General features: G+C 66.6%; 24 protein-coding genes. 23 read left to right on the forward strand and 1 reads right to left on the reverse strand.

Annotated elements, in window-relative coordinates; translation table 11 throughout:
• The first annotated feature begins 30 nt into the window (after positions 1-30).
• The 19 genes from ndhC to XM50_RS12730 all read left to right on the forward strand — a co-directional run bounded on the left by ndhC (position 31) and on the right by XM50_RS12730 (position 18,549).
• Entirely contained in the window at positions 31-405 is a 375-nt protein-coding gene (gene ndhC / locus XM50_RS12645) for an NADH-quinone oxidoreductase subunit A (RefSeq protein ID WP_046409935.1), read from the forward strand.
• Between the two features lie 2 nt (positions 406-407).
• On the forward strand, positions 408-974 hold the full coding sequence (locus XM50_RS12650; RefSeq protein ID WP_046410043.1) for a NuoB/complex I 20 kDa subunit family protein: 567 nt from the start codon (positions 408-410) through the stop codon (positions 972-974).
• Complete coding sequence (locus tag XM50_RS12655; protein WP_046409936.1) at positions 971-1,822, forward strand: NADH-quinone oxidoreductase subunit C; 852 nt, start codon at positions 971-973, stop codon at positions 1,820-1,822. Before XM50_RS12650 ends, XM50_RS12655 begins: the two co-directional genes overlap by 4 nt.
• Entirely contained in the window at positions 1,819-3,078 is a 1,260-nt protein-coding gene (locus tag XM50_RS12660; RefSeq protein ID WP_046409937.1) for an NADH-quinone oxidoreductase subunit D, read from the forward strand. Before XM50_RS12655 ends, XM50_RS12660 begins: the two co-directional genes overlap by 4 nt.
• Positions 3,078-3,773: a complex I 24 kDa subunit family protein gene (locus XM50_RS12665; RefSeq protein ID WP_046409939.1), complete on the forward strand. Its 696-nt coding sequence runs from the start codon at positions 3,078-3,080 to the stop codon at positions 3,771-3,773. The genes XM50_RS12660 and XM50_RS12665 overlap by 1 nt, the downstream gene beginning before the upstream one ends.
• Positions 3,770-5,089 (forward strand): NADH-quinone oxidoreductase subunit NuoF, encoded by a 1,320-nt coding sequence (nuoF, locus tag XM50_RS12670; RefSeq protein WP_046409940.1) that lies wholly within the window; start codon positions 3,770-3,772, stop codon positions 5,087-5,089. Before XM50_RS12665 ends, nuoF begins: the two co-directional genes overlap by 4 nt.
• Positions 5,089-7,089 carry an NADH-quinone oxidoreductase subunit NuoG gene (gene nuoG / locus XM50_RS12675; RefSeq protein WP_046409941.1) on the forward strand — a complete coding sequence of 667 codons (2,001 nt, stop codon included), beginning with the start codon at positions 5,089-5,091 and terminating at the stop codon, positions 7,087-7,089. The genes nuoF and nuoG overlap by 1 nt, the downstream gene beginning before the upstream one ends.
• Complete coding sequence (nuoH, locus tag XM50_RS12680; protein ID WP_046409942.1) at positions 7,086-8,135, forward strand: NADH-quinone oxidoreductase subunit NuoH; 1,050 nt, start codon at positions 7,086-7,088, stop codon at positions 8,133-8,135. Before nuoG ends, nuoH begins: the two co-directional genes overlap by 4 nt.
• Positions 8,136-8,137: 2 nt before the next feature.
• Positions 8,138-8,623 carry an NADH-quinone oxidoreductase subunit NuoI gene (nuoI, locus tag XM50_RS12685; RefSeq protein ID WP_046409943.1) on the forward strand — a complete coding sequence of 162 codons (486 nt, stop codon included), beginning with the start codon at positions 8,138-8,140 and terminating at the stop codon, positions 8,621-8,623.
• Between the two features lie 39 nt (positions 8,624-8,662).
• Entirely contained in the window at positions 8,663-9,274 is a 612-nt protein-coding gene (locus XM50_RS12690; RefSeq protein WP_046409944.1) for an NADH-quinone oxidoreductase subunit J, read from the forward strand.
• An 8-nt stretch (positions 9,275-9,282) separates the two neighbouring features.
• A complete protein-coding gene (gene nuoK / locus XM50_RS12695; protein ID WP_046410045.1) occupies positions 9,283-9,585 on the forward strand; it encodes an NADH-quinone oxidoreductase subunit NuoK in 303 nt (100 codons plus the stop codon).
• 7 nt (positions 9,586-9,592) lie between these two features.
• Positions 9,593-11,692 (forward strand): NADH-quinone oxidoreductase subunit L, encoded by a 2,100-nt coding sequence (gene nuoL / locus XM50_RS12700; RefSeq protein ID WP_046409945.1) that lies wholly within the window; start codon positions 9,593-9,595, stop codon positions 11,690-11,692.
• On the forward strand, positions 11,689-11,814 hold the full coding sequence (locus tag XM50_RS20995; RefSeq protein ID WP_269430571.1) for a hypothetical protein: 126 nt from the start codon (positions 11,689-11,691) through the stop codon (positions 11,812-11,814). The genes nuoL and XM50_RS20995 overlap by 4 nt, the downstream gene beginning before the upstream one ends.
• Positions 11,811-13,385, forward strand: a complete 1,575-nt coding sequence (locus XM50_RS12705; protein ID WP_046409946.1) for an NADH-quinone oxidoreductase subunit M — start codon at positions 11,811-11,813, stop codon at positions 13,383-13,385. Before XM50_RS20995 ends, XM50_RS12705 begins: the two co-directional genes overlap by 4 nt.
• The gene (gene nuoN, locus XM50_RS12710; protein WP_046409947.1) at positions 13,385-14,845 is read left to right on the forward strand and encodes an NADH-quinone oxidoreductase subunit NuoN; all 1,461 of its coding nucleotides are present in this window, start codon (positions 13,385-13,387) and stop codon (positions 14,843-14,845) included. Before XM50_RS12705 ends, nuoN begins: the two co-directional genes overlap by 1 nt.
• A 26-nt stretch (positions 14,846-14,871) precedes the next feature.
• Entirely contained in the window at positions 14,872-15,591 is a 720-nt protein-coding gene (locus XM50_RS12715) for a biotin--[acetyl-CoA-carboxylase] ligase (protein WP_269430572.1), read from the forward strand.
• Between the two features lie 11 nt (positions 15,592-15,602).
• Positions 15,603-16,403: a type III pantothenate kinase gene (locus XM50_RS12720; protein WP_046410048.1), complete on the forward strand. Its 801-nt coding sequence runs from the start codon at positions 15,603-15,605 to the stop codon at positions 16,401-16,403.
• 271 nt (positions 16,404-16,674) lie between these two features.
• Positions 16,675-18,255, forward strand: a complete 1,581-nt coding sequence (locus XM50_RS12725) for a ribonuclease J (RefSeq protein ID WP_046409949.1) — start codon at positions 16,675-16,677, stop codon at positions 18,253-18,255.
• 6 nt (positions 18,256-18,261) lie between these two features.
• The gene (locus tag XM50_RS12730; RefSeq protein ID WP_046409950.1) at positions 18,262-18,549 is read left to right on the forward strand and encodes a DUF1467 family protein; all 288 of its coding nucleotides are present in this window, start codon (positions 18,262-18,264) and stop codon (positions 18,547-18,549) included.
• Positions 18,550-18,621: 72 nt separating this feature from the next.
• Here XM50_RS12730 and XM50_RS12735 read toward each other — a convergent pair whose 3' ends face one another.
• On the reverse strand, positions 18,622-20,928 hold the full coding sequence (locus tag XM50_RS12735; RefSeq protein ID WP_046409951.1) for a hypothetical protein: 2,307 nt from the start codon (positions 20,926-20,928) through the stop codon (positions 18,622-18,624).
• Between the two features lie 83 nt (positions 20,929-21,011).
• Between XM50_RS12735 and XM50_RS12740 the strand changes: the two genes are divergently transcribed.
• The 4 genes from XM50_RS12740 to XM50_RS12755 all read left to right on the forward strand — a co-directional run bounded on the left by XM50_RS12740 (position 21,012) and on the right by XM50_RS12755 (position 24,997).
• Entirely contained in the window at positions 21,012-21,305 is a 294-nt protein-coding gene (locus tag XM50_RS12740; protein ID WP_046409952.1) for an Hpt domain-containing protein, read from the forward strand.
• A 66-nt stretch (positions 21,306-21,371) separates the two neighbouring features.
• Positions 21,372-22,559, forward strand: coding sequence for a hypothetical protein (locus XM50_RS12745; protein WP_046409954.1), 1,188 nt, complete (start codon positions 21,372-21,374; stop codon positions 22,557-22,559).
• Positions 22,560-22,583: 24 nt separating this feature from the next.
• Positions 22,584-23,657: a hypothetical protein gene (locus XM50_RS12750; protein ID WP_046409955.1), complete on the forward strand. Its 1,074-nt coding sequence runs from the start codon at positions 22,584-22,586 to the stop codon at positions 23,655-23,657.
• An 8-nt stretch (positions 23,658-23,665) separates the two neighbouring features.
• Positions 23,666-24,997 carry a sensor histidine kinase gene (locus XM50_RS12755; RefSeq protein WP_046410049.1) on the forward strand — a complete coding sequence of 444 codons (1,332 nt, stop codon included), beginning with the start codon at positions 23,666-23,668 and terminating at the stop codon, positions 24,995-24,997.
• Position 24,998: the final 1 nt, after the last annotated feature.

Consider the following 24,998-nt stretch of genomic DNA (forward strand, 5'->3'; position numbering starts at 1 on the left):
GCACATGCGAGAGCAGCCCGAGAAAGCGCCATGGTCGACCTGTCGCAATATCTGCCGATTCTGATGTTCCTCGCGGTTGCGCTGGTGCTGTCGACGGCGTTCGTTTTCCTGCCGATGGCGATTTCGCGAGTCACCGGTTCGTACAAGCCCACGCCCGAGAAGCTGAGCGAATATGAATGCGGTTTCCCCGCGTTCGAGGATAGCCGCGCGCAATTTGACGTGCGTTTCTATCTGGTTGCGATCCTTTTTATCATCTTTGATCTCGAAGCCGCGTTCCTATTTCCCTGGGCGGTAAGCGTGTTCGACCTGGGCTGGACCGCCTGGGTCAGCATGATGATCTTCATCGGCGAGCTCGCGCTCGGGCTCGTCTACGCCTGGAAGACAGGCGCACTGGATTGGGAATGACCATGCACTCCGGCCCCGTTGAATTGCCGCGCGATGCCCGCGCGATCTCCAGTGGAACGGGCCTCGTTCAGCCCGATCCCGGTTTCTTCAACGATCTGAACGGCGAGCTGACCGACAAGGGTTTCCTCGTCACGTCGACCGAGGAATTGTTCCAGTGGGCCCGCACGGGCTCGCTGTGGTGGATGACGTTCGGCCTCGCCTGCTGCGCGGTGGAGATGATCCACGTCAACATGCCGCGCTACGACCTGGAGCGCTTCGGTGCCGCGCCGCGCGCGTCCCCGCGCCAGTCGGACGTGATGATCGTCGCGGGTACGCTCTGCAACAAGATGGCTCCCGCGCTGCGCCGCGTGTACGACCAGATGTCGGAGCCCAAGTACGTGATCTCGATGGGGTCGTGCGCGAACGGCGGCGGCTATTACCATTATAGCTACAGCGTCGTGCGCGGTTGCGACCGTGTGGTGCCGGTCGACATCTATGTCCCGGGCTGCCCGCCGACCGCCGAGGCGCTGCTGTACGGGATCATGCAGCTGCAGCGGAAGATCCGCCGTTCGGGGAGCATCGAACGGTGAGGGCGCCTGCACCCCGCTGGGCCGCTGAGCTCAACGACGCGACGCTGGAGGCGGCGCGCGCCGCCATTCCGAACGGGCTGGTCGATGCGTTCGCGCATGTCGGCGAGATCCAGCTGCACGTCCACCGCGATCACCTGATCGCCGCGCTGATCGCGCTGCGCGATACGCCGGGCCTCGAATACCAGCAGCTGATGGACATCGCCGGGGTCGATTATCCCGATCGCGGCGAGGAGCGGTTCGAGGTGGTCTATTGCCTCCTGTCGCTGACCCGCAACCATCGCCTGCACGTCCATGTCACCGCCAGCGAGGATACGCCGGTGCCGACCGTGACCGAGCTGTGGCCGGTCGCCGGCTGGTATGAGCGCGAAGTGTACGACATGTACGGCGTGCTGTTCGCCGGCAACCGCGACCTGCGCCGCATCCTGACCGACTATGGCTTCCGAGGGCATCCCCAGCGCAAGGACTTCCCGCTGACCGGGTTCGTCGAGATGCGCTATTCGGAAGAGGTGAAGCGCGTCGTCTATGAGCCGGTGAAGCTGGCGCAGGATTTCCGCACGTTTGACTTCACGAGTCCCTGGGAAGGCGCAGAATACGTGCTGCCGGGCGACGAGAAGGGCGCGGCGCTGCCCGAGGCGAAGGGGGCACCGACGCCGCTCAACGCCGATGCGATCCGCAAGGCGGGCGACAGCCAGAGCGCGACCAAGCCGGCCGATGCGCCGAGCCAGCCCTATGCCAAGGAGCCGGCGACCAGCACCGCCCAGACCGGCGCGGGCAACCCGCATCCGAACGCGACGCCAAAGCCATCCGACCCTGATGTCGTTCCCGGCAAGGGAGGGCAGAACCAATGACCGATACGCTGCGCAACGATTCCATCGACCCCGCGGTTGAGCGGCTGGCCGACGCCTTCCAGGACGGACATGTCCAGGACGAGGTGGCGATCCAGAACTACACGATCAACTTCGGCCCGCAGCACCCGGCGGCGCACGGCGTGCTCCGGCTCGTCATGGAGCTGGACGGCGAGATCGTCGAGCGGATCGATCCGCACGTCGGGCTGCTCCACCGCGGCACCGAGAAGCTGATCGAATACAAGACCTACGCGCAGGCGATCCCCTATTTCGATCGCCTCGATTATTGTTCGCCTGCGTGCATGGAGCACACGTTCGTGCTGGCGATCGAGAAGCTGCTCGACCTCGAAGTGCCGCTGCGCGCGCAGTACCTGCGCGTGTTCTTCGCCGAGCTGACGCGCATCTCGAACCACATGCTCAACCTCGGCTCGCACGTCATGGACGTCGGCGCGATGACGCCGAACCTGTGGCTGTTCGAGATTCGCGAGGATTGCTACGGCTTCCTCGAGCGCGCGACCGGTGCGCGCATGCACCACAATTACTTCCGCCCGGGCGGCGTCCACCAGGACGTGCCGCTGAAGCTGTTGACCGACATCGCCGAGTGGCTCGACACGCGGCTGCCGCGCCTGTTCGAGGATGCGATCAGCCTGGTTGCCGACAATCGCATCTTCAAGCAGCGCAACGTCGACATCGCAGTGGTGAGCCGTGACGATGCGATCCGCTGGGGCTTCTCCGGCCCGATGATCCGCGCCGCGGGCATTCCGTGGGACCTGCGCAAGCAGCAGCCGTATGACGTGTACGACCGGATGGATTTCGAAATCCCCGTCGGCACCAAGGGCGATTGCTACGACCGCTTCATGGTGCGCGTGGAGGAGGTCCGCCAGTCGGCGCGGATCATGAAGCAGTGTCTGGCGGAAATGCCCGAAGGGCCGATCGCCAGCCTCGATCGCAAGGTCGTGCCGCCCAAGCGGGGCGAGATGAAGCAGTCGATGGAAGCGCTGATCCACCACTTCAAGCTGTATTCCGAAGGCTATCACGTGCCCGCGGGCGAAGTGTATGTCGCGACGGAAAGCCCGAAGGGTGAGTTCGGCGTCTATCTGGTGTCCGACGGCACCAACAAGCCGTACCGTTGCAAGATCCGTCCGACCGCCTTCAGCCACCTGCAGGCAATGGATTTCATGAGCCGCGGCCACATGCTCGCGGACACCACCGCCATTCTCGGCGCGATGGATATCGTTTTTGGTGAATGTGACCGCTGATGGCTGACGCACCCCAGATCCCCGACGAGGCAGAGGTCCGCGCCCGCTGGGGCAATTTCCAGTGGACTGACGAAAGCCGTGAGAAGCGCAACGCGATCCTCGCCCGCTATCCGGCGGGTCGTGAGCAATCGGCGTCGATCCCGCTGCTCGACCTGGCACAGCGCCAGGTTGGGGCGGAGACGAACACGCAAGGGTGGCTGCCGATCCCGGTGATCGAGTTCGTCGCGCGCGAGATCGGCGTGCCGTACATCCGCGTGCTGGAGGTCGCGACCTTCTACACCATGTTCAACCTGGCGCCGGTCGGCCGGTTCCACGTGCAGGTCTGCGGGACGACGCCGTGCATGCTGCGCGGGTCGGACGACGTGCTGGCGGCGTGCAAGAACAAGGGGCTGATCAAGGGCAAGACGACGCCCGACGGCCTGTTCACGCTGACCGAGGTCGAGTGCATGGGCAATTGCGCGTCCGCACCGATGGTCCAGATCAACGACGACAATTACGAGGACCTGGATTACGACCGTACGGTCGCGATCCTCGACGCGCTGGCGCGGGGCGAGCAGCCCAAGGCGGGCACGCAGGAGCCGGGCCGGCACACGGTGGAGCCGTTGGGCGGGCCGACGACGCTGAAAGCGATGGTCGAGGAGAACCACGATTATCGCAACGAATGGAACACCCCTGCCGTGGGAGCGAGCGCATGAGCGTCATCACATCCCTGACGGACAAGGACCGCATCTTCACCAACCTCTACGGATATCAGCCGTGGACGTTGCAGGCGGCCCGCCAGCGCGGCGACTGGGACAATACCAAGGCGCTGCTGGAGCTTGGCCAGGACAAGATCATCGACGTGATCAAGGCCTCGGGCCTGCGCGGTCGCGGCGGTGCGGGCTTCCCGACCGGCACCAAATGGTCGTTCATGCCCAAGACGCCGAGCCCCGAGCGGCCGAGCTTCCTGGTCATCAACGCCGACGAATCCGAACCGGGTTCGTGCAAGGATCGCGAGATCATCCGCCACGATCCGCACAAGCTGATCGAGGGCGCGCTAGTCGCGGGCTTCGCGATGCGCGCGCGGGCGGCCTACATCTACATCCGCGGCGAGTATATTCGCGAGGCCGAGACGCTGTTTGCCGCCGTGCAGGAGGCATATGACGCCGGCCTGGTCGGCAAGAACGCTTGCGGCTCCGGCTATGACTTCGACGTCTTCGTCCACCGTGGCGCCGGCGCGTACATCTGCGGCGAAGAGACCGCAATGATCGAGAGCCTGGAGGGCAAGAAGGGCCAGCCGCGCCTGAAGCCGCCGTTCCCGGCGGGTGCCGGCCTGTATGGCTGTCCGACGACGGTCAACAACGTCGAGAGCATCGCGGTCGCGCCGACGATTCTGCGGCGTGGCGCGGAATGGTTCGCCAGCTTCGGCGCGGAGAACAACCGCGGCACCAAGCTGTTCCAGATCAGCGGTCACGTGGAAAAGCCGTGCGTCGTCGAGGAATCGATGAGCATTCCGTTCCGCGAGCTGATCGAGAAGCATTGCGGCGGCATTCGCGGCGGGTGGGACAATCTGCTCGCGGTTATTCCGGGTGGTTCGTCGGTGCCGTTGGTGCCAGCGAAGGACATCATGGATGCGCCGATGGACTTTGATGGCCTGAAAGCGGTGGGCTCCGGCCTCGGCACCGCGGCGATCATCGTCATGGACAAGTCGACCGACATCGTCCGCGCGATCAGCCGTATCTCCTACTTCTACAAGCATGAGAGCTGCGGCCAGTGCACGCCGTGCCGCGAGGGCACCGGCTGGATGTGGCGCGTGATGGAGCGGCTGCGCACCGGTGACGCCGAGATCGGCGAGATCGACATGTTGCAGCAGGTGACCAAGCAGGTCGAGGGCCACACCATCTGCGCGCTGGGCGACGCGGCTGCCTGGCCGATCCAGGGCCTCATCCGCCACTTCCGCCCCGAGCTGGAACGCCGCATCACCGAACGTCAGGGCGGCGGGCTCGCCCCCATGCAGGAAGCTGCAGAATAATGCCAAAGCTGAAGGTAGACGGGATCGAGGTCGAAGTGCCGCAGGGAGCCACCGTGCTCCAGGCGTGCGAAGCGGCTGGCAAGGAAATCCCCCGTTTCTGTTATCATGAGCGGCTGAGCATCGCGGGCAATTGCCGCATGTGCCTGGTCGAGGTGAAGCCCGGGCCGCCCAAGCCGCAGGCGTCGTGCGCGCTGCCGGCGGCGGAAAACCAGGAAGTGTTCACCAACACGCCGATGGTGAAGCATGCCCGCGAGGGCGTGATGGAATTCCTGCTGATCAACCACCCGCTGGATTGCCCGATCTGCGATCAGGGCGGCGAGTGCGATCTGCAGGACCAGGCGGTTGCTTATGGTCGTGGCCACAGCCGCTTCCAGGAGAACAAGCGCGCCGTCACCGAGAAGTACATGGGCCCCATCGTGAAGACGGTGATGACCCGGTGCATCCAGTGCACGCGCTGCGTCCGCTTCGCCGAGGAAGTGTCGGGCGTGGAGGAAATCGGCGCGCTGTATCGCGGCGAGAACATGCAGATCACCTCCTACCTCGAGAAGGCGGTGACGAGCGAGCTCAGCGGCAATGTCGTCGACCTGTGCCCGGTCGGTGCGCTGACGTCCAAGCCCTATGCGTTCGAAGCGCGCCCGTGGGAGCTGAAGAAGACGCTGACGATCGACGTCATGGACGCGGTCGGCACCAACATCCGCCTCGACAGCCGTGGCCGTCAGGTGCTGCGCGCGCTGCCGCGGGTGAATGACGACGTCAACGAGGAGTGGGCGACCGACAAGACCCGCCACGCCGTCGACGGCCTGGTGCGTCGCCGGCTCGACCGCCCTTATGTGCGGCGTGACGGCAAGCTGGTTGCGGCCAGCTGGGACGAGGCGTTCGCTGCGATCGCCGATGCGGCCAAGGCTGCGGGCAACAGCGTCGCGGCGGTGGCCGGCGATATCGTCGATTGCGAGACGATGTTCGCGGCCAAGGCGCTGCTGGCGTCGATGGGCTCGTCGCTGCTCGAGGGTCGTCAGACCGGCATGGACTATGACGTGTCGAGCCTGGCGGCGGTGAATTTCAACACCACCATTGCCGGCATGGAGCGCGCCGACGCGATCCTGTTGGTCGGCACCAACCTTCGCTGGGAAGCGAGCCTGGTCAACACGCGCGTGCGCAAGGCGATCAAGCGCGGCGCCAAGGTGTTTGCGATCGGCCCGGAGACGGACCTGTCGTACAAGGTCGAGTGGCTGGGCCAGGATCTCTCGATCCTTTCCAACCTGCCAGAGGCGGTGACCGAGGCGTTCGGCAAGGCCGAGCGGCCGGCAGTGGTTGTCGGTGGCGGCGCGCTGAAGCATGCGCATGGCGCGACGCTGGAGCTCGCCAAGTCGCTGAACCTCGTTCGCGATGGTTGGAACGGCTATAATGTCGTGCATTTCTCGGCCGCACGCATGGGCGGGCTGATGCTCGGCTATGCGCAAAAGGCAGGCATTTCCGCGCTTTACGACGCGAAGCTCACCTTCTTCCTGGGGGCCGACGAGTGCGATTTCACGCGCTTCACCGGCTTCAAGGTCTATGTCGGCCATCATGGCGACAAGGGCGCGGCCGCGGCGGACGTGGTGCTGCCCGGTGCGAGCTATGCCGAGAAGTCGGGTACCTATGTGAACCTCGAAGGGCGTGTTCAGCGCGGCAACCGCGCGGTGTTCGCGCCGGGCGATGCGCGCGAGGACTGGACGATCTTCCGCGCGCTGTCGGAAAAGCTGGGCGCGGTCCTGCCGTTCGACACGCTGGACGAGCTGCGCGCCGCGATGGCGCTGGATTGTCCGGAGCTTGCCAACGAGGGGCTGGTGACCTTCCCATGGGCGCCGCCGTCGCTCGACACCGCGGCGCAGGGCACGCTGGAGGGATATCCCATCAAGGATTTCTATCTCACCAACGCGATATGCCGCGCTTCGCCGACGATGCAGCGCTGCTCGGCTGAACTGGTGCATGGCGAAACCTTCGCGGAGGCCGCGGAATGACCGCCTTCTTCAACACGACCCTGGGCCTGCCCTATAACTGGGCCTGGTTCCTGGCGACGCTGGTCGGCATTCTGGTCATTGCGCTGCCGCTGATGCTGGCGGTGGCGATGATCATCTATGCCGATCGCAAGATCTGGGCGGCGATGGCGCTGCGCCGTGGCCCGAACGTGGTCGGCCCGCTTGGCCTGCTGCAGTCCTTCGCCGACGGCCTGAAGGTGTTCCTGCAGGAAACGATCGTCCCCACGGCCGCCAACCGCGGGCTGTTCCTGCTCGCGCCGATCATCACCTTCACGGTGGCGCTGATCGTCTGGGCGGTGGTGCCGTTCGACCTTGGCGTCGTGCTGGCGGACATCAATGTCGGGCTGCTGTACGTTCTCGCGGCATCGTCGCTGGGCGTGTACGGCATCATCCTGGCGGGCTGGTCGTCCAACTCCAAATATCCGTTCTTCTCCGCGATCCGCGCCGCGGCGCAGATGGTGAGCTATGAAGTCGCGATCGGCTTCGTGCTGATCTCGGTCATCCTGTGGGCGGGGACGTTCAACCTGACCGGGATCGTCGAGGCGCAGCGCGGCGTGCTGGGGACGCCGATCAACGGCTTCTTCCTCAACCCGCTGCTGTTCCCGATGGCGATCGTGTTCTTCATCTCGGCCCTGGCCGAAACGGCGCGCGCGCCGTTCGACCTGACCGAGGCGGAGTCGGAGCTCGTCGCGGGCTACCAGACCGAATATTCGTCGATGAGCTTCGCGCTCTACTGGCTCGGCGAATATGCCAATGTGATCCTGATGTGCGTGCTGAACGCGACGCTGTTCTGGGGTGGCTATCTGCCGCCGTTCGACTGGGCGCCGCTCTATTACGTGCCGGGCATCATCTGGCTGTTTGCCAAGACGCTGTTCTTCTTCTTCTGCTTCAGCTGGGTGAAGGCGACGGTGCCGAGGTATCGTTATGACCAGCTGATGCGGCTGGGCTGGAAGGTGTTCCTTCCGCTGTCACTGTTCTGGGTATTTCTCGTGTCGGGCGTGCTGATGCTCTACCGGGTTGGGATCTGACGATGGGTATCGCTTCGACGATCAAGGCCTTCACCCTCTGGGAGTTCGTGAAGGCGCACGCTTTGACCTTGAGGTATTTCTTCAAGCCCAAGGCGACGATCAACTATCCGTTCGAGCGCAACCCGCTCTCGCCGCGGTTCCGTGGGGAGCATGCGCTGCGCCGCTATCCCAATGGCGAGGAACGCTGCATCGCATGCAAGCTGTGCGAGGCGGTGTGCCCGGCGCAGGCGATCACGATCGAGGCCGAGCCGCGCGACGACGGCAGCCGCCGGACGACGCGCTACGACATCGACATGACCAAGTGCATCTATTGCGGGCTGTGCCAGGAGGCCTGCCCGGTGGACGCGATCGTCGAAGGGCCGAACTACGAATTCTCGACCGAGACCCGCGAGGAGCTGATCTACGACAAGGCCAAGCTGCTCGATAACGGGGATCGCTGGGAAAGCGCGATTGCGGCAAACATTGCCGCGGACGCGGCATATCGATAGGCGGCGCGCGATGATTAAACGGCTTTTCCAGGTGTCGGCATGATCCAGGCCCTCGCCTTCTACCTTTTCGCGATCGTGGTGCTCGTTTCGGGCGTCATGACGATTGCCTCGCGCAATCCGGTGCACAGCGTGCTGTGGCTGATCCTGGCGTTCTTCAACGCCGCGGGCCTGATGGTGTTGGTCGGCGCCGAGTTCATCGCGATGCTGCTCGTCATCGTCTACGTCGGCGCGGTCGCCGTGCTGTTCCTGTTCGTGGTCATGATGCTCGACATCGACTTCGCCGAGCTGCGCGCTGGTTTCGTGCGCTATTTCGGGATCGGCCTGGTCCTGGCGGTGGCGCTGGTGTGCGAGATCATCATCGGGGTCGGCGCATGGAGCGAGGGCGGGGTTGACCTGGCACGCCGCGGTGCGCCGATCGATCCGACCATCCCGAACGTTCAGGCGATCGGCAACCTGCTGTACACCCGCTACCTCTTCGTGTTCGAAGCGGCGGGCCTGGTGCTGCTGGTCGCGATGATCGGCGCGATCGTGCTGACGCATCGCCAGCGTGGCGGGGTCATCAGGCAGAACATCGCGCAGCAGATCGCGCGGCGTCCGCAGGATGCGACGCGTAACGTGCGGCCGGAAATCGGGCAGGGGGTGAAGCTGTGAGTGGCGGAATCGGTCTGGTCCATTACCTCGTCGTGGCGGCATTGCTGTTCACGACCGGGGTGCTGGGCATCTTCCTCAACCGGAAGAACATCATCGTCATCCTGATGGCGATCGAGCTGATCCTGCTGGCGGTGAACATCAACCTCGTCGCCTTTTCCTCGGCGCTGGGCGATCTGGTGGGGCAGGTCTTTGCGATGTTCGTGCTGACCGTGGCTGCCGGCGAGGCGGCGATTGGTCTGGCGATCCTCGTCATCTTCTTCCGTGGCCGGGGCTCGATCTCGGTTGATGATCCCAGCCGGATGAAGGGCTGAACGACCCGTGACCTCGATCCTCTTCATCGTATTCCTGCCGCTGCTCGCGGCGATCATCGCTGGCTTCGGCAACAAGTCGATCCCCGGCGTTGTTGCCAAGGGCGTGACGACGGGCGCGCTGTTCATCTCCTGCGCGCTGTCGTGGCCGATCTTCCTCGGCTTCATGTCGGGCGGGATGAGCGCCAGCGTGACGCCGGTGCTGCACTTCCTCACCTCCGGCACGTTTGACGCGTCCTGGACGCTGCGGGTCGACGCGCTGACCAGCGTGATGCTGGTGGTGATCACCAGCGTCTCGGCGCTCGTTCACCTCTATAGCTGGGGCTATATGAGCGAGGACCCGGATCAGCCGCGGTTCTTTGCCTATCTGTCGCTGTTCACCTTCGCGATGCTGATGCTGGTGACGGCCGACAACCTCATCCAGATGTTCTTCGGCTGGGAAGGCGTCGGCCTCGCCAGCTATCTGCTGATCGGTTTCTGGTTCAAGAAGCCGAGCGCGCAGGCGGCGGCGATCAAGGCATTCGTCGTCAACCGTGTCGGCGACCTTGGCTTCATGCTGGGCATCTTTGCCACCTATCTGGTGTTCGACACCGTCTCGATCCCCGCCATCCTCGAGATGGCGCCGGGCATGGCCGGCTCGACGATCGGCTTCCTTGGCTATCGCTTCGACACGATGACGGTGATCTGTCTGCTGCTGTTCGTCGGCGCGATGGGCAAGTCGGCGCAGCTGGGCCTCCACACCTGGTTGCCGGACGCGATGGAAGGCCCGACCCCGGTGTCGGCGCTGATCCACGCGGCGACGATGGTCACCGCGGGCGTCTTCATGGTCTGCCGCCTGTCGCCGATGTTCGAAGCGTCGCCGACCGCGCTGATGGTCGTCACCGGCGTTGGCGCCGCGACCTGCCTGTTCGCCGCGACCGTCGGCACGACGCAGACCGATATCAAGCGCGTGATCGCTTATTCGACCTGCTCGCAGCTCGGCTACATGTTCTTCGCCGCGGGCGTCGGCGCCTATGGCGCGGCGATGTTCCACCTGTTCACGCACGCCTTCTTCAAGGCGCTGCTGTTCCTGGGTGCCGGCTCGGTCATCCATGCGATGCACCATGAGCAGGACATGCGCTTCTACGGTGGCCTGCGTAAGCATATCCCGATCACCTTCTGGGCGATGATGCTGGGTACGCTGGCAATCACGGGCGTGGGCATCTACGGCATCGGTGGCTTTGCCGGCTTCCACTCGAAGGACGCGATCCTTGAAGTGGCCTGGGCATCGGGCCGCGGTCAGGGCGCCTTCTGGGTTGGTACCTTCGCTGCGCTGCTGACGAGCTTCTACTCGTGGCGCCTGATGTTCCTGACCTTTTGGGGCAAGCCGCGCTGGGCCGGGTCGGAGCATATCCAGCACGCGGTGCACGACCATCACCATGATCATCCCGTCCATGACGCGGACGATCATGCCGCCGAGGCGCATGGTGGCGGCGTCGCGCATGAGGATGCCGGTCACTCGCCGCACGCACATGGCGCGGACACCGATGAGGTGCCGACCGGCACCGCTGGCTATCATCCGCATGAGAGCCCGCTGGTCATGCTGATCCCGCTGATCGTCCTGTCGATCGGCGCGGTGTTCGCCGGTTATGTGTTCCATTACTGGTTCATCGAGCCGGAGGCGGGCGAGGCGTTCTGGCGTGGTTCGCTGGCGTTCAACGAGCATCTGGCGCACGAGATGCACGAGGTGCCGCTGCTGGTGAAACTGGCCGCGACGATCGTGATGATCATCGGCCTGGCGCTGGCATGGATCGCCTACATCTGGCGAACCGACATACCGAAGCGGTTCACCTCGACGTTCGACGTCCTGTACAATTTCATCGCCCACAAATGGTATTTCGACGAACTGTACGACCTGTTGTTCGTGCGCCCGTCCTTCGCCATCGGCCGCTTCCTGTGGCACAAGGGTGATGAAGGCACGATCGACCGCTTCGGGCCGAACGGATCGGCCTGGATCGTGGCTCAGTCGAGCCGCGTCGCCGGGCGGATCCAGACGGGCTACGTCTATACCTATGCGTTCGTGATGCTGATCGGCCTCACCGCCGCGGTAACTTGGGTGATCGCAGGATGACCCACGCCGCTTCTTTCGTTCGCGCCGAGCCTGGCAAGGCGCTGTACTTCTTCACCCCGTTCGAAGGGGCAGGGCTGGACGTCGTGACGTTCCGCCCGAACGGTCTGTTGGGGGCGAAGTGACCGGTTTCCCGATCCTTTCCGTGATGCTCGCGATCCCGGCCATTGCCGCGATCGCCTGCTTCTTCCTGTCCGCCCAGAGCGCGCGCTGGCTCGCCCTGGCGGCGACGCTGGCCGATCTCGCGCTGGGCGTCATCCTGTGGCTCAGCTTCGACATCGGCGGGGCGCAGTGGCAGTTCGTCGAATATGCGCCGGTGTTCGGGCGGTTCGCCTGGGCGCTGGGCATCGATGGCTATGCGCTGCTGCTGATCATGCTGAGCGTGTTCCTGATGCCGATCTGCATTGGGGCATCGTGGCAGGCGATCGAGAAGCGCGTGCCGGAATATATGGCGATGTTCCTGCTGACCGAGGTGCTGATGATCGGCACCTTCGCGGCGCAGGATATCTTCCTGTTCTACATCTTCTTTGAAGCCGGCCTGATCCCGATGTTCCTGATTATCGGCATCTGGGGCGGGGCGAACCGCATCTACGCGTCGTACAAGTTCTTCCTGTACACGCTGCTCGGCTCGCTGCTGATGTTCATCGCCATGCTTTACATGAGCATCACCGCCGACACGACGTCGATCCCGGTGCTGATGAACTATGACTTCCCGCCGGACGTCCAGACGTGGCTGTGGCTCGCCTTCTTCGCCTCGTTCGCGGTGAAGATGCCGATGTGGCCGGTGCACACCTGGCTGCCCGACGCGCACGTGCAGGCGCCGACCGCGGGGTCGGTGATCCTGGCGGGCGTGCTGCTGAAGCTGGGCGGTTATGGCTTCCTGCGCTTCAGCCTGCCGATGTTCCCGGAGGCGTCCGCATCGCTGGTGTGGCTGGTGTTCGGCCTGAGCGCAGTCGCGGTGATTTACACCAGCCTTGTCGCGCTGGTGCAGTCCGACATGAAGAAGCTGATCGCTTATTCGTCGGTCGCGCACATGGCGATCGTGACGATCGGCCTGTTCGCGTTCAACGCGCAGGGCATCGAGGGTGCGATGCTGGTGATGCTGGGCCACGGCCTGGTGTCGGGCGCGCTGTTCCTGTGCGTCGGCGTCATCTACGACCGGCTGCACACCCGCGAGATTTCGCGTTACGGTGGCCTCGCCAACAACATGCCGCGCTACGCGATCCTGTTCCTGTTGTTCACCATGGCCTCGATCGGCCTGCCGGGCACCAGCAACTTCCCGGGCGAACTGCTGGCACTGATGGGCACTTATCAAGTGTCAACCACGATCGCGCTGCTGTGCACGACCGGCATCATCCTGGGCGCGGCGTATATGCTGTATCTGTACCGTCGCGTCGTGTGGGGTGAGATCAAGTCGGAGGAAGTGCGCGCGATGCCCGACCTGTCGGCGCGCGAGATGTGGCTGCTGGCACCGATCGCCGCGGTCGTCCTGTGGATGGGCGTGTATCCGGAAAGCTTCATTGCCCCGATGCGTGCCGACACCGAGCGCCTGCTTGCCCGGATCGATCGTGATCGTCCGGCGGGCGATTCGCTGCCCACCCCGGGCACTGGCGTGGCGCCTGCCGCGCATGGTGCGGGCCATTTGGCCGCCGGTTCTTCTGCTGCTGTATCTGACGCCCATGGGGAGGCGCATTGATGGACTACGCATCGCAGGTCGCGATGACCCTTCCCGAGATCGTGCTGGCGCTGGGTGCGCTGGCACTGATGCTGGTGGCTGCGTGGGGCGGCTCCGCGTCGACGCGCGCCGTGTCCTGGACCGCGGTGGCGATCCTTGGCGGCGCGTGCCTGGCGCTGATCGGCCCGGCCACCAACGGCGGCGCTGCGTTCGACGGCATGTACCGCGCGGATGCCTTTGCCGGTTTCGCCAAGGTGCTGATCTATTTCGCCGCGGCGGTCGCGATCCTGCTCGCGCCGCGCTTCTTCGAGCGGACGGCGGGTGAGAATCTGCGCCCGGAATATCCGGTGCTGATCCTTCTGTCGGCAATCGGCATGGGCGTGATGGTATCGGCGGGCGATCTGCTGACGCTGTACATCGGCCTCGAGCTGCAGAGCCTTGCCGCCTATGTCCTCGCCAGCTTCATGCGGCAGGACCAACGGTCGGCCGAGGCGGGCCTGAAGTATTTCGTGCTCGGCGCGCTGGCGAGCGGCATCCTCCTCTATGGCATCAGCCTGGTGTACGGCTTCACCGGCTCGACCATGTTCGACGAAATCGCCGGGGCCTATGCCGCATCGCCGCTGAGCGGTGACGGACGGTCGATCGGCCTGATGTTCGGCCTGGTTTTCGTGTTCGCCGGCATCGCCTTCAAGATCAGCGCCGTGCCGTTCCACATGTGGACCCCGGACGTGTACGAAGGCGCACCGACGCCGGTCACTGCCTTCTTCGCCTCGGCGCCGAAGGTTGCCGCCGTCGGACTCGCCGTTCGTGTCGCGATCGAGGCGATGGGCCCGGCCGAGGACCAGTGGCGCCAGATCGTGATCTTCGCGGCGCTCGCCTCGATCATCTTCGGTGCGGTTGCCGCGATCGGCCAGAGCAACATCAAGCGACTGCTTGCCTATTCGTCGATCAACAACGTTGGCTTCGCGCTGATCGGTCTTGCCGCGGGCACGCCCGAGGGCGTCGCCTCCGTGCTGACCTATATGACGATCTACGTCATCATGACGCTGGGCTCGTTCCTGGTCGTGCTGCAGATGCGCACGCCCGAAGGACAGCCGGTGGAGACGCTGGCGTCGCTGTCGGGCCTGTCGCGCACGCGGCCGTGGCTGGCGGCCGGGCTCGCGATCTTCATGTTCAGCCTGGCTGGCATTCCGCCGCTGTTCGGCTTCTGGGCGAAGTTCGCGGTGTTCGATGCGGCGGTGCGCGCCGGGCTGTTCCCGCTGGCCGTCATCGGCATCGCGGCGAGCACGATCGGTGCCTATTATTACCTGCGCGTCGTCAAGACGATGTACTTCGACGAGCCGACGGTGCCGTTTGGCGAGGGTGACAAGCTGGAGGGCGGGATGATCGCTGTCGCGGCAGTGGCCGTGTCGCCGCTCGGCTATTTGGCCATCCCGCTGCTCAGTGCCTGGTCGATCAACGCTGCGCAGGCGCTGTTCTGACGGTTCAGCGGCGTGACGGTGTCGCGGTGAAGGGCACGGCGGGCGACCGCATCCGCACGGTCGCGGAAACCGGCTCCACCAACGCCGACATGCTGGCCCTCGCCGCGGCCGGCGCCCCGGAAGGGAGCTGGCTGCGTGCCGAGCGGCAGACCGCCGGGCGCGGGCGGCAGGGGAAGGCCTGGAGCTCCCCGATCGGGAATGTCTATGCCAGCACGCTGGTGCGGGTGCGGGCCGATGACCCGCCCGCCGCGTCGCTGGCGCTGGTGTGCGCGGTCGCGCTGGCGGACACGATCGGGACGCTCGGCTGCCCGACCGTCACGATCAAATGGCCCAACGACCTGCTGCTCGATAACGCCAAGCTTGCCGGCATCCTGCTGGAGCGGCACGGCGATGCGATCGTCGCTGGTTTTGGCGTCAATCTGTCGAGCCATCCGTCGATCGAGGGGCGGCAGACCGCCAGCCTTGCCGGCCGGCTGTGGGTCCACTCCGCTGCCGAGCTGTTCGAGCATCTGGTGGCAGATTTCGCGACATGGCTGGAGACGTGGCGCCGTGACGGGCTGCCGCCGGTCATCGCGCGGTGGGAGCGGCAGGCGCATGCGCCGGGTACGCCGCTGATTGCCAACCTGTCCGACGGGACGTCGGTTGCCGGCAAATATGATGGTCTGGCCAGCGACGGCGCGCTACGGCTGCGCTTGGCGGATGGAACCACGCGTGTCATTCACGCGGCCGACGTGTTCCTGGTGTAGGGGAGGGGATGATGCTGCTCGCGGTTGATGCGGGAAATACCAATGTGGTGTTCGCGCTGATCGCCTTGCGGCCAGAGGGCGGCCGTGAGATCCGCGCCCGGTGGCGGATTGCCACCGACCCGCGCCGTACCGCCGACGAATATGCCGTCTGGCTGAGCCAGCTGCTGGCGCTGGAAGGCTATCAGCGCAGCGATGTCGACGGGGTGATCATCTCCACGGTGGTGCCGCGCGCGCTGCACAACCTGGAAGTGCTTTCGAGCAAATATTTCGGCACCGATGCGCTGATCGCCGGACGGCCGCCGGTGGAATGGGGCGTCGCGCTGGACGTTGACGAGCCGCAAAGCCTGGGTGCGGACCGCGCGGTGAATACGATTGCGGCGCATGCGCTGCACGCGGGTGACCTGATCGTGATCGATTTCGGCACCGCGACGACGCTGGACGTGTCCGACTTCAACGGCGCCTATAAGGGCGGGATCATCGCGCCGGGAATTAACCTGTCGCTCGACGCATTGGTCAATGCCGCGGCGAAGCTGCCGCGGATCGCCATCGAGGCGCCCAAGGGCAATGTCGGCGTGATCGGCCGCAACACGGTAGATCAGATGAACATCGGCATCTACTGGGGCTATATCGCCATGATCGAGGGGCTGGTCAGCCGCATGAAGGCGGAGATCGGCCGGCCCGCCAAGGTGATCGCCACCGGTGGCCTCGCGACACTGTTCGAGCAGCATACCGACGTGTTCGACGCGATCGAGCCCGACCTGACGATCCAGGGGCTGGCGATCATGTGGGAGCGCGCCCATATTGCTGCGTGAGTTTCTCTGCCGCTGAAGGGCAAGGTTGCCCGCCGGCTACGATACCGGCGTCGAGACGACGGCCCTATCGGCAGCAGTATTAGGCGCCCGCTGGACAAAGCGGGGGACGGGATTGGGGAAGGCCTCCCCCATATTGGAGGTCGCGTGAAACGGCGCGCCGGAGCGTGCGCCTACCCGCCGGGCGTTGCTTCGCGGGCAGTGAAGGATTGAGATCATTTCCAAGAAGAACGAACTGCTCTTCTGCGCCCTCGGCGGCTCAGGTGAAATCGGGATGAACGTGAACCTGTACGGCCATGATGGCCGGTGGGTGATGGTGGATTGCGGCGTTACCTTTGCCGACCATCAATATCCGGGGATCGACCTGGTCCTGCCGGACCTGAGCTTCATCGAGGATCAGCTCGACACGCTGGACGGCATCGTCATCACGCACGGCCATGAGGACCATATCGGCGCGCTGCCGTATCTGGCTGATGACCTGGGCGTGCCGATCTATGCGACGCCGTTCACCGCGGGCCTGATCCGGCACAAGCTGGAGGAGGAGCGGATCGCCGACCGGGTGAAGATCCGCGTGATCCAGCCAGGCGAGGCGTTCCGCGTCGGACCGTTCGGGTTCGAGTTCGTGCCGATGTCGCACTCCATCCCAGAGGCCAATGCGCTGGTGATCGAGACGCCCGCGGGCCGGGTGTTCCACACCGGCGACTGGAAGCTGGATGCGGCGCCGGTGATCGGGACGCCCGCCTCGCCCGAGCAGCTGACGGCGATCGGCGACCGCGGCATCGACGTCCTCGTGTGCGATTCGACCAATGTCTTCAATGCCGAGGCGTCGGGATCGGAGGGCACGGTCCAGACCGGCCTGCTGGAGGCGATTTCCGCCGCACGGGGCCGCGTGGTGGTGACGACCTTTGCTTCCAACGCGGCGCGCCTCCACACGCTGGGGCAGGTTGCCGTCGAGACTGGGCGGGCGCTGTGCGTTGCGGGGCGCTCGCTTGACCGGATCATCAAGGTCGCGCGCGCCTGCGGCTATCTGAAGGACTTCCCCGATACCGTGTCGCCCGAGGAGGCGATGCGGATGCCGCGCAACAAGGTGCTGGTGGTGGCGACGGGCGGCCAGGGCGAGGATCGCGCTGCGCTGGCGCGGATTGCGACGGGCAACCACCCGATCAAGCTGGAGTCGGGTGACACGGTCATCTTCTCGTCCAAGCAGATCCCCGGCAATGAGGTCGCGATCGGCCGGATCCAGAACACGCTGGCGGGACGCGGCGTGAAGATGGTGACGGAGAAGCAGGCGCATGTTCACGTGTCCGGCCACCCCGGACAGCCCGAGCTGGAGGCGCTGTACGGCTGGCTGCGGCCGCGCATCCTGGTGCCGGTGCATGGCGAGATGCGCCACCTGATGGAGCATGCGCGGTTCGGCCTGTCGAAGGGGATTCCCGAGACGTTGGTGCAGAACGATGGCGACCTGGTGCGGCTGGCCCCGGGCGCCCCTGCCAAGATCGGCCATGCGCCGGTCGGGCGACTGGTGCTGGACGGTGACGTGATCCTGCCGGCGGATGGCGGCACGATCAACGAACGTCGCCGGATCAGCCTGCATGGCCAGATCTCCGTCGCGGTGGCGGTGGGCAAGAACCGGCGCGTCGCCGGATCGCCGCAGGTCCGCTTGCAGGGCATTCCGGTCGAGGAAGAGCGCGACGCCTTCATCGCCGATGCCGAGGACGCCGCAGCCGAGGCGGTTTCGGGCGGCGCGCGTGACATGGATCGCCTGCGGGAGGACATTCGCCTCGCGGTTCGGCGCTGTGCCACCCGCTGGACGGGCAAGAAGCCCGTGGTCGATGTTCTGCTGCTGGAGGTCTGACGAGCGATGAACTGGACGTCGGCGCTGGCGATCTACATCCTGTTCTGGGCGTTCTCCGTGTTTCTGGTGCTGCCGTTCGGGGTGCGCACCAGCGCGGAAGCGGGCGAGGAACATGTGCCCGGCCAGGCAGACAGCGCGCCGCATCAATTTGCCGCCGGGCGCACTGCCCTGCGCGTCACGATCGTCGCAACGGTGCTGTTCGCGCTGTTCTTCGCCAATTACCTCTACGGCTGGATCACGCCTGACATGGTCGACATGACCAAATACGGGATCGGGACCTCGACCGTCGATTGATACGAAAAAGCGCAGGAGCGGCGACCGCCCCTGCGCTCTTTCTTGTGTGCCGATGCGGCGGGGTGCCGCGGGTCAGCGCAGCCGCTCGATCGCCTGGGCGAGCGCGACGTAGAGCTTGCCCATATCCGACGACAGCAACGTCACGCCAAGCGGCGAGCCGTCGCGCTGCGCCAGGATTGTGCGCAGCATCGCCTCAAAATCATGAATGTAGCGGTTCACCTGATCGCGGAACGCCTCATCCTCGTCATACAGCGCCGCGATCTCGCGATGCTCGACATCGCCCAGCAGGCGGACGGCACGACGGGTGAAGACGCCGCGATCGCCCTTCAGATAGGCCGCCCAGGCACTGTCGGCGACATCGGTGGCGAAGTTGCGCGTGATGTCGATCGCGGACGAGTTTAGCGAGTCGATCAGCAGCGCGGCGCGTCGGGCGAAGCTTTCCTGCTCGTGCTGCTCACGCTCGGTGCGCGCGGTGTCGATGCGCTCGTCAACCGCCACGGTCAGCGCGTGGATCGCCTGTAGCTGCTGATCGAGACGCGCCGCGGCCTGGGTGGCGGCACCCACCGCCGCATCGGCGGTGCTGGCGATCTGCGCAATCTGCTGGTCGAGGCCGGCATCGACGGCGCGGCGGAGCGCGGCAGCACCGGACTTTTCGAGCGCGTCGGCGGCCTCCGGCACGACGCGCGCCAGCACCTCGCGGGCGTGCTCCGCCGCCTGGGTGGCAGTGTCCCGCACCCGAAGCAGCATTTCGATGAGGCGGGGGGCGGCCTCTTCGGCGAAGCGGTTGGCGCGGTCCGCGGCCTCGTCGACCATCTGGCCCATGGCGTCCGCCTTCGCGCGGCCGGTCGCCAGCGTTTCAAGCAATGTGCCGGTCAGCGAGTCGACGTTGCCGCGCTGTTCGGCGATGACCTGGGCAATCGCCTCGATCGCTTCATGGGTGCTTTCCGCAGCGGTGACGAGCGCGAGGAGTTCCGGCTTGGCGGCGACCACGACCGCCTTGGCGGCGACAACGCGGTCGTCGAGCCGATCGACCGCGGCCGGCAGCGTCTCGTCGATCTCGCGCGTGGCAGAATCGAGCGCGAGCAGCAGCGCTTCGGTGGTTTCAATCGCGCGACCCGCCATGGCGTCGCCAGCGGCCAGCGCCTGGGTCATCGCGTCGGCCGAGCCACCGAGCGCCGAAATCGACGCGGCGAGCATCTGCGAGCGTTCGACACCCTGCTGGTGCAGGCGGGCGAGGCGATCCTCGATCCCGCCGAGCGCGCCCTGGAGATCGCCGATCAGCCCGTCGCTGGCATGGCGCTGCTGATCCAGCCGTTCGGTGATGCGATCGATCACTACCTCGATCACCGCGATCCGCTCAGCGAGCGACTCCGCGCTTTCGCGCGCCGCGGTGTCAAGCGCGGCCTGGTTGGTGCCGACCATCGCCAGCATCGCGTCGGCCTGCGCCGCGATCCCCTTGCGCGATTCATCGATCGCCTGTGCGGTGCGATCAAGCAGTGCGTCGACCGCGGCGGACATTTCGCCGGTGACCGCCTCGAGCCTCGCCCCGGCAGTCTCGCTGGTCGCTTCCATCCGGCCGATGTGCGCGGCGAGCTTCTGCGCCGCGCCGCCAGCGACCGCTTCCGCCTCGCGGCCACGCTCCGCCAGCGCGACGATCTGCGCGTCGAGCGCCGCCGCCTGCTGCCCGGCGGCCAACCCGGCATTCTCGATGCGGGTGGTCAGCCCCTCAGCCTCGCTCTGCGCCTTGGGCATGGTGGCGAGCAGCACCGACAGGCTGTTCTGCGCCGTGGTCGCGGCCTCCGCCAGCGAACGGGCGTGGACATCGGCCTGGTCGATCTCCTCCGACAGGCCGCGGCCGATCGAGGACAGCCGCGCCGTCGCGCTGTCGCCCAGCGCGCTCAGCTGCCTGGCCTGCTCGGCCAGCTTGTCCCGGTTCGCATCGAGCGCGGCGGCGAGCGAGGCGACGGTGCGTTCGAGCGCGGCGGCCTCCTCACGCATGGCGGCGGCCGTGGCGCCGAACCGCTCGGCCTCCGCACGGCTGGTGCGCAGCGCGACCAGCCAGATGATCCCTGCCAGCGCGGGAACGGCCACCAGCGCGGCGCCGAACTGCGCCAGATCCAATGCGGACATGGCGGCCAGGTCACCGCGCGCCAGCCAGACGAGCGCCGCGACCCAGATAAGCGATACCCCGACCAGCGCGACCGGTCCGATGGTCCGCCACGGCGATACCGGCTCCACGCCCTCAGGCAGGTATATAGCTTCCTGGTTTTCCACGGTTACCTGCTCGGCGATCACGGCTGGAGATTCCTCCATGTTGTGCATTGCTGCGTCGCTGGGTTTGCGCGTGCGCATGTCGATGATCGTCGGGCCCCCGGTCATGTCGCAGGTGTAACACGAAATCATGTCGCTCAAAGCAAATAGCGGCAACCTGCGATTAAGCGTTGCATGCTAGCGGCATGTGCATGGCGGTTGATCCCGGTGCGATTGATGCGGCGCTGAGCGCGGCGGTGGGCGACGACCCGGCGTTGATCGCGGAGCTGCGCGCTGCCTTTCGCGACAGTGCCCGACGCGGGCTGGCGGCGATCGAAAGCGCGCAGGATGACGCGGCGTGGCAGGCGGCGGCGTGGCGGCTGAAGGGGCTGGCGGCGAGCTTCGGTGCCGTCCGCCTCGCGGCGCTCGCGACGGAAGCGGCGCGCAAGCCTGCGGGCGATGCGTTGATGGTGAAGCAGTTGCGGCAGATGATCGCACGATTGTAAGCTAGCAAGCCCGTCCGGCCGCGGTTCGCGATTGCTCCGGTCCGGGACTGACCGTAACAGCGCCCGATGCTCGCAGGGCTGATCTTTGCCGTACAGGAAGCCGACGACCGGCCCGGGACGCTGGCCGCCACCTTGCCCTTCGCGGGGATGACGGTGGTGGAATATCAGGCGCGCCTGCTGATCGCCGGGGGCGCGGCGCAGATCGTCGTCGTCGTCGCGCGCGTCACCCCCGAATTGCTGGGCGCCGTAGCCCGCATCGGCCGGCGCGGCGTGACCGTCGATACCGTGCGCAGCGCCGCGGAGGCCGCCGCGCGGCTGCACCCTCTGTCGCACCTGCTGGTGCTGGCTGACGGGCTGGTGACGACCGACGCGATCCTGCATCCGATTGCGCGGGAAGGGGGCGATGTCCTGCTGGTCGCCGCGGAGGATGAAGCGGACGCCGCCTATGAGCTGATCGGTGGGGGCGATGCGTGGGCCGGGATCGCGCGCCTCGATGGCCGCCATCTGGGCGATGTCGCCGCCATGCCGCGCGACTATGACGTGCAATCGGCGCTGCTCCATGTGGCGGCGCAATCGGGCGCGCTGCGATTGCAGATGCCCGACGACGAACGCGGCGCGGGGCACGGGATCGAACGGCGGCGCGACACGCTGGAAATACGCAGCCGCGCGGTGGTGAGCGCAGCGGTGGCGAGCCGGTCGGGCTGGTTCCAGCGGTGGATCGTGCGGCCGGTTGCCAAGCTGTGCCTGCCCGCGCTGATGCGGCGCCACGTGCCGACCGCCGCTATGGCCGCCGGTGCGGCGATCGTATCGCTGGGCGGGCTCGCCACGTTATGGGCCGGACAGGCGGCCGTGGGGCTTCTTCTTGCGCTGCTGGGCGTGATCGCAGCGACCATCGCCTCCAGCTTTGCTTGGCTGCGCGACGAGGAGCTGCTGGGGCGGATGACCGATGCGCTGACATATGGCGTACCGGCGATCGCAGCGATGGTGCTGGGCCGGGCGATCGACGCCGAAACGGGCGAGCTCACTGCGCTGATCGTGGCGCTGGCGCTGGTCGTGGCCGGGGCGCTGGGGCTCCGCGCTGTGGCGGCGGATCGCCCGATGTTCTGGGGTGATCCCTCGGCCTATCTGCTGGTGCTGGCGCTCGGCGCGCTGATCGGCTGGCCCATGGTGGGGCTGACCGGAGCGGCGATCTACGCCACGGTGACGCTTGCGCTCGCCATCGAAACTTTACGCGCGCGCTTAGCAGCGCCTTAACGTCGACCGCGCTAGGGCAGGCGCATGTCGGTCGATTCTCCCCCAGGCCTGCCGGGCCTGCCGTCGGACGTTGCCGCGCTGCTGGCGCGTGCGGACGCGGCTGGGCGGGGTGCGCGGCGGTATCTCGCGGCGACGATCGACGACCTGTTCCTGCCGGATGAGTATCGGCTTGATGATCGCACCCGCGCGCGGCTGGGGCTGTTGCTGCGGTCGACGATCGTCGCGATTGGCGCGGACCTTCATGCGCGTTGCTGGGCGCAGCGCGGGGCAGCGCCCGGCAATTCCTTCGAAGCCGCGCCGCTCATCGCTCGGCTGGCGGCGAGTGACGCGCTGCGCGATCCCGAGTTGATCGGGGAGTTGCTGGACCGTACACGGCAGGACCTGCTCGGCGAGGCGCTGAGGGCCAATCGGCCGCCCGGGGCGCAGATGCCGCTGCTGTCGCGGTTGGTGGAGGGCCGGGACCAGGCGGTCGCTGCGGCGGCGCGCAGCTATCGCCTGGCGGAAAGTCGATCGGCCGCGGGCGACGCCGGCGCGGGAGAGTTGCTGACCCCCGCGATGGGGCTGCGCGCTGCATGGCTGGTCGCCGCGGCGCTGCGGCCGACGTTTCAGGCGGAGGGCAGAGACGCCGACCGGCTGATCGTCGCGGCGGTCGAGCAGCATCTGCTTGCCCGCGACGAGGCCGCCAGCCTGGAGCGATGCGCGGCAGAACTGGCGCGGATGATCGACCGCGAGCCGTCAGACCCAGCGACCATGCTGGTGGATGCGCTGGATGATGGGTCGGTCGCGTTGTTCGTTGCCATGCTGGCGCGGCGGATGGCGGTGGCACCGCGCATCGTGGGGGCGCTGACGCTGGAGCCCGGGGGGCACCGCTTGTGGCTGGCACTGCGATCGCTCGACATCGGACGGGCCGCGATCGCGCGCATTGGCTATCTGCTTGCCGAGGTTGATCCGCGGCGCGACCTGGAAGCGTTTGGCGCGCTGCTCGACACGATCGCTGCGGTTCCCGCCGCGGCCGCGCGTGACGCGCTGGCCGATCTGGCGCTGCCGCCGGCGTACCGTGCCGCGATTGCCGCCGTCGAGGGTGGCCCGCGGCCGTGATCGAAGGCATGACCCTTCACGCTGAGGTCGACCCGGCAGACCGGCTGGTCGCGGCGAGCCCCGAGTTCCTGACGCTGAACGAGCGGGCCGGCGGTGCGATGGGGCAGCCGCTCGCCAATCCGCAGATCGCCGCGATGGTACGGTTGTCGCGACGCTTGCAGATCCCGCTTTCACGCGCGGTCACCATCGCCGACATGGATGTGGATATCGATTGCTGGGTACGGGTCGAGCCCGGCCCGCGCGCAACGACGCTGACGATTTCCCCATTGCGCGAGCGTGCTGCGTGGCGGCCGGTGCAGCCCGCGCTGGCGGTGCCGTATCCGGCCGGCGCGGACTGGACCTGGGACGTGGACGCGGCATTGCGGCTGCAGCGCCTGTCGATCGAGGCGGCAGAGCGGCACGGGATTGATGCGGCGAGCGTGCTGGGCCAGCCGCTGACGCGGTTGTTCACGCTGCAAAGCGACCCGCATGGCGCCTTGCCGCTGCTGGAGGCGGTCGCGTCAGTCGACGATTTTGCGGAGCAGCCGGCTGTGCTCGCGGGTAGCGTCGACCGCTTCATGCTGGCGGGGCATGTGCGGCGCGACCGGGGCGGGGCCTTCGCCGGGTTTGCCGGTGCCGCGTTCGTGCATCCGGCGGAGAGCCGGCCCGATCACCGGCCGCGCACCGGGCTGGACGGCGCGTTCAACCACCGGCTGGATCGTATCCTGCGCACGCCGCTGGGCCGCATCGTCGCCAATGCCGACAGCATCAATGCGGGCGCGGACGGACTGATCGATCCGCAATATGCCGATTACGCGGCCGATATTGCCAGCGCCGGACGGCATTTGATGGGGTTGATCGACGACCTTGCCGATATCGAGGCGATCGAGCGCGAGGATTTCGCCGCAGAGGCGGAGATCGTGGACCTGGCCGATGTAGTCCGCCGGGGCGCCGGGCTGCTTGCCGTGCGCGCCGCCGATGCGGGCGTGACGATCGATCGCGGCGGCACGGACGAGCCGCAGCCGGTACGCGGGGAGTTCCGCCGCATCCTGCAGATCATGGTCAATCTGATCGGCAATGCGGTGCGCTATTCACCGCGCGGTTCGACCGTGTGGCTCCGGCTGCAGCGCGATGGCGACCGCGTGTTCGCGATCGTTGCCGACCAAGGCAAGGGCATTGCGCCCGAGGATCACGAGCGGGTCTTCGCCAAGTTCGAGCGCGTCGACACCAGCGAGCCGGGCGGCAGCGGCCTTGGCCTCTACATCGCCCGCCGATTGGCGCGAGTGATGGGCGGCGATCTGACGGTCGACAGCGCGCCGGGCGAGGGCGCGCGGTTCGTGCTGAGCCTGCCCGCCGCCTGAA

Origin of the sequence: Sphingomonas sp. Ag1, assembly GCF_000980895.1 — a bacterium.
Lineage (GTDB): Bacteria > Pseudomonadota > Alphaproteobacteria > Sphingomonadales > Sphingomonadaceae > Sphingomonas > Sphingomonas panaciterrae.

What these genes read in the sequence shown, in the direction of transcription:
- XM50_RS12690 (WP_046409944.1), top strand. Translation starts at nt 8,663, where the DNA reads ATGATCCAGGCCCTCGCCTTCTACCTTTTCGCGATCGTGGTGCTCGTT.
- nuoF (WP_046409940.1), top strand. Translation starts at nt 3,770, where the DNA reads ATGAGCGTCATCACATCCCTGACGGACAAGGACCGCATCTTCACCAAC.
- XM50_RS12755 (WP_046410049.1), top strand. Translation starts at nt 23,666, where the DNA reads ATGACCCTTCACGCTGAGGTCGACCCGGCAGACCGGCTGGTCGCGGCG.
- XM50_RS12650 (WP_046410043.1), top strand. Translation starts at nt 408, where the DNA reads ATGCACTCCGGCCCCGTTGAATTGCCGCGCGATGCCCGCGCGATCTCC.
- nuoI (WP_046409943.1), top strand. Translation starts at nt 8,138, where the DNA reads ATGGGTATCGCTTCGACGATCAAGGCCTTCACCCTCTGGGAGTTCGTG.
- XM50_RS20995 (WP_269430571.1), top strand. Translation starts at nt 11,689, where the DNA reads ATGACCCACGCCGCTTCTTTCGTTCGCGCCGAGCCTGGCAAGGCGCTG.
- XM50_RS12665 (WP_046409939.1), top strand. Translation starts at nt 3,078, where the DNA reads ATGGCTGACGCACCCCAGATCCCCGACGAGGCAGAGGTCCGCGCCCGC.
- XM50_RS12750 (WP_046409955.1), top strand. Translation starts at nt 22,584, where the DNA reads ATGTCGGTCGATTCTCCCCCAGGCCTGCCGGGCCTGCCGTCGGACGTT.
- XM50_RS12730 (WP_046409950.1), top strand. Translation starts at nt 18,262, where the DNA reads ATGAACTGGACGTCGGCGCTGGCGATCTACATCCTGTTCTGGGCGTTC.
- XM50_RS12735 (WP_046409951.1), bottom strand. Translation starts at nt 20,928, where the DNA reads ATGACCGGGGGCCCGACGATCATCGACATGCGCACGCGCAAACCCAGC.
- ndhC (WP_046409935.1), top strand. Translation starts at nt 31, where the DNA reads ATGGTCGACCTGTCGCAATATCTGCCGATTCTGATGTTCCTCGCGGTT.
- nuoH (WP_046409942.1), top strand. Translation starts at nt 7,086, where the DNA reads ATGACCGCCTTCTTCAACACGACCCTGGGCCTGCCCTATAACTGGGCC.
- XM50_RS12740 (WP_046409952.1), top strand. Translation starts at nt 21,012, where the DNA reads ATGGCGGTTGATCCCGGTGCGATTGATGCGGCGCTGAGCGCGGCGGTG.
- XM50_RS12745 (WP_046409954.1), top strand. Translation starts at nt 21,372, where the DNA reads ATGCTCGCAGGGCTGATCTTTGCCGTACAGGAAGCCGACGACCGGCCC.
- XM50_RS12725 (WP_046409949.1), top strand. Translation starts at nt 16,675, where the DNA reads ATGAACGTGAACCTGTACGGCCATGATGGCCGGTGGGTGATGGTGGAT.
- XM50_RS12660 (WP_046409937.1), top strand. Translation starts at nt 1,819, where the DNA reads ATGACCGATACGCTGCGCAACGATTCCATCGACCCCGCGGTTGAGCGG.
- XM50_RS12720 (WP_046410048.1), top strand. Translation starts at nt 15,603, where the DNA reads ATGCTGCTCGCGGTTGATGCGGGAAATACCAATGTGGTGTTCGCGCTG.
- nuoN (WP_046409947.1), top strand. Translation starts at nt 13,385, where the DNA reads ATGGACTACGCATCGCAGGTCGCGATGACCCTTCCCGAGATCGTGCTG.
- nuoG (WP_046409941.1), top strand. Translation starts at nt 5,089, where the DNA reads ATGCCAAAGCTGAAGGTAGACGGGATCGAGGTCGAAGTGCCGCAGGGA.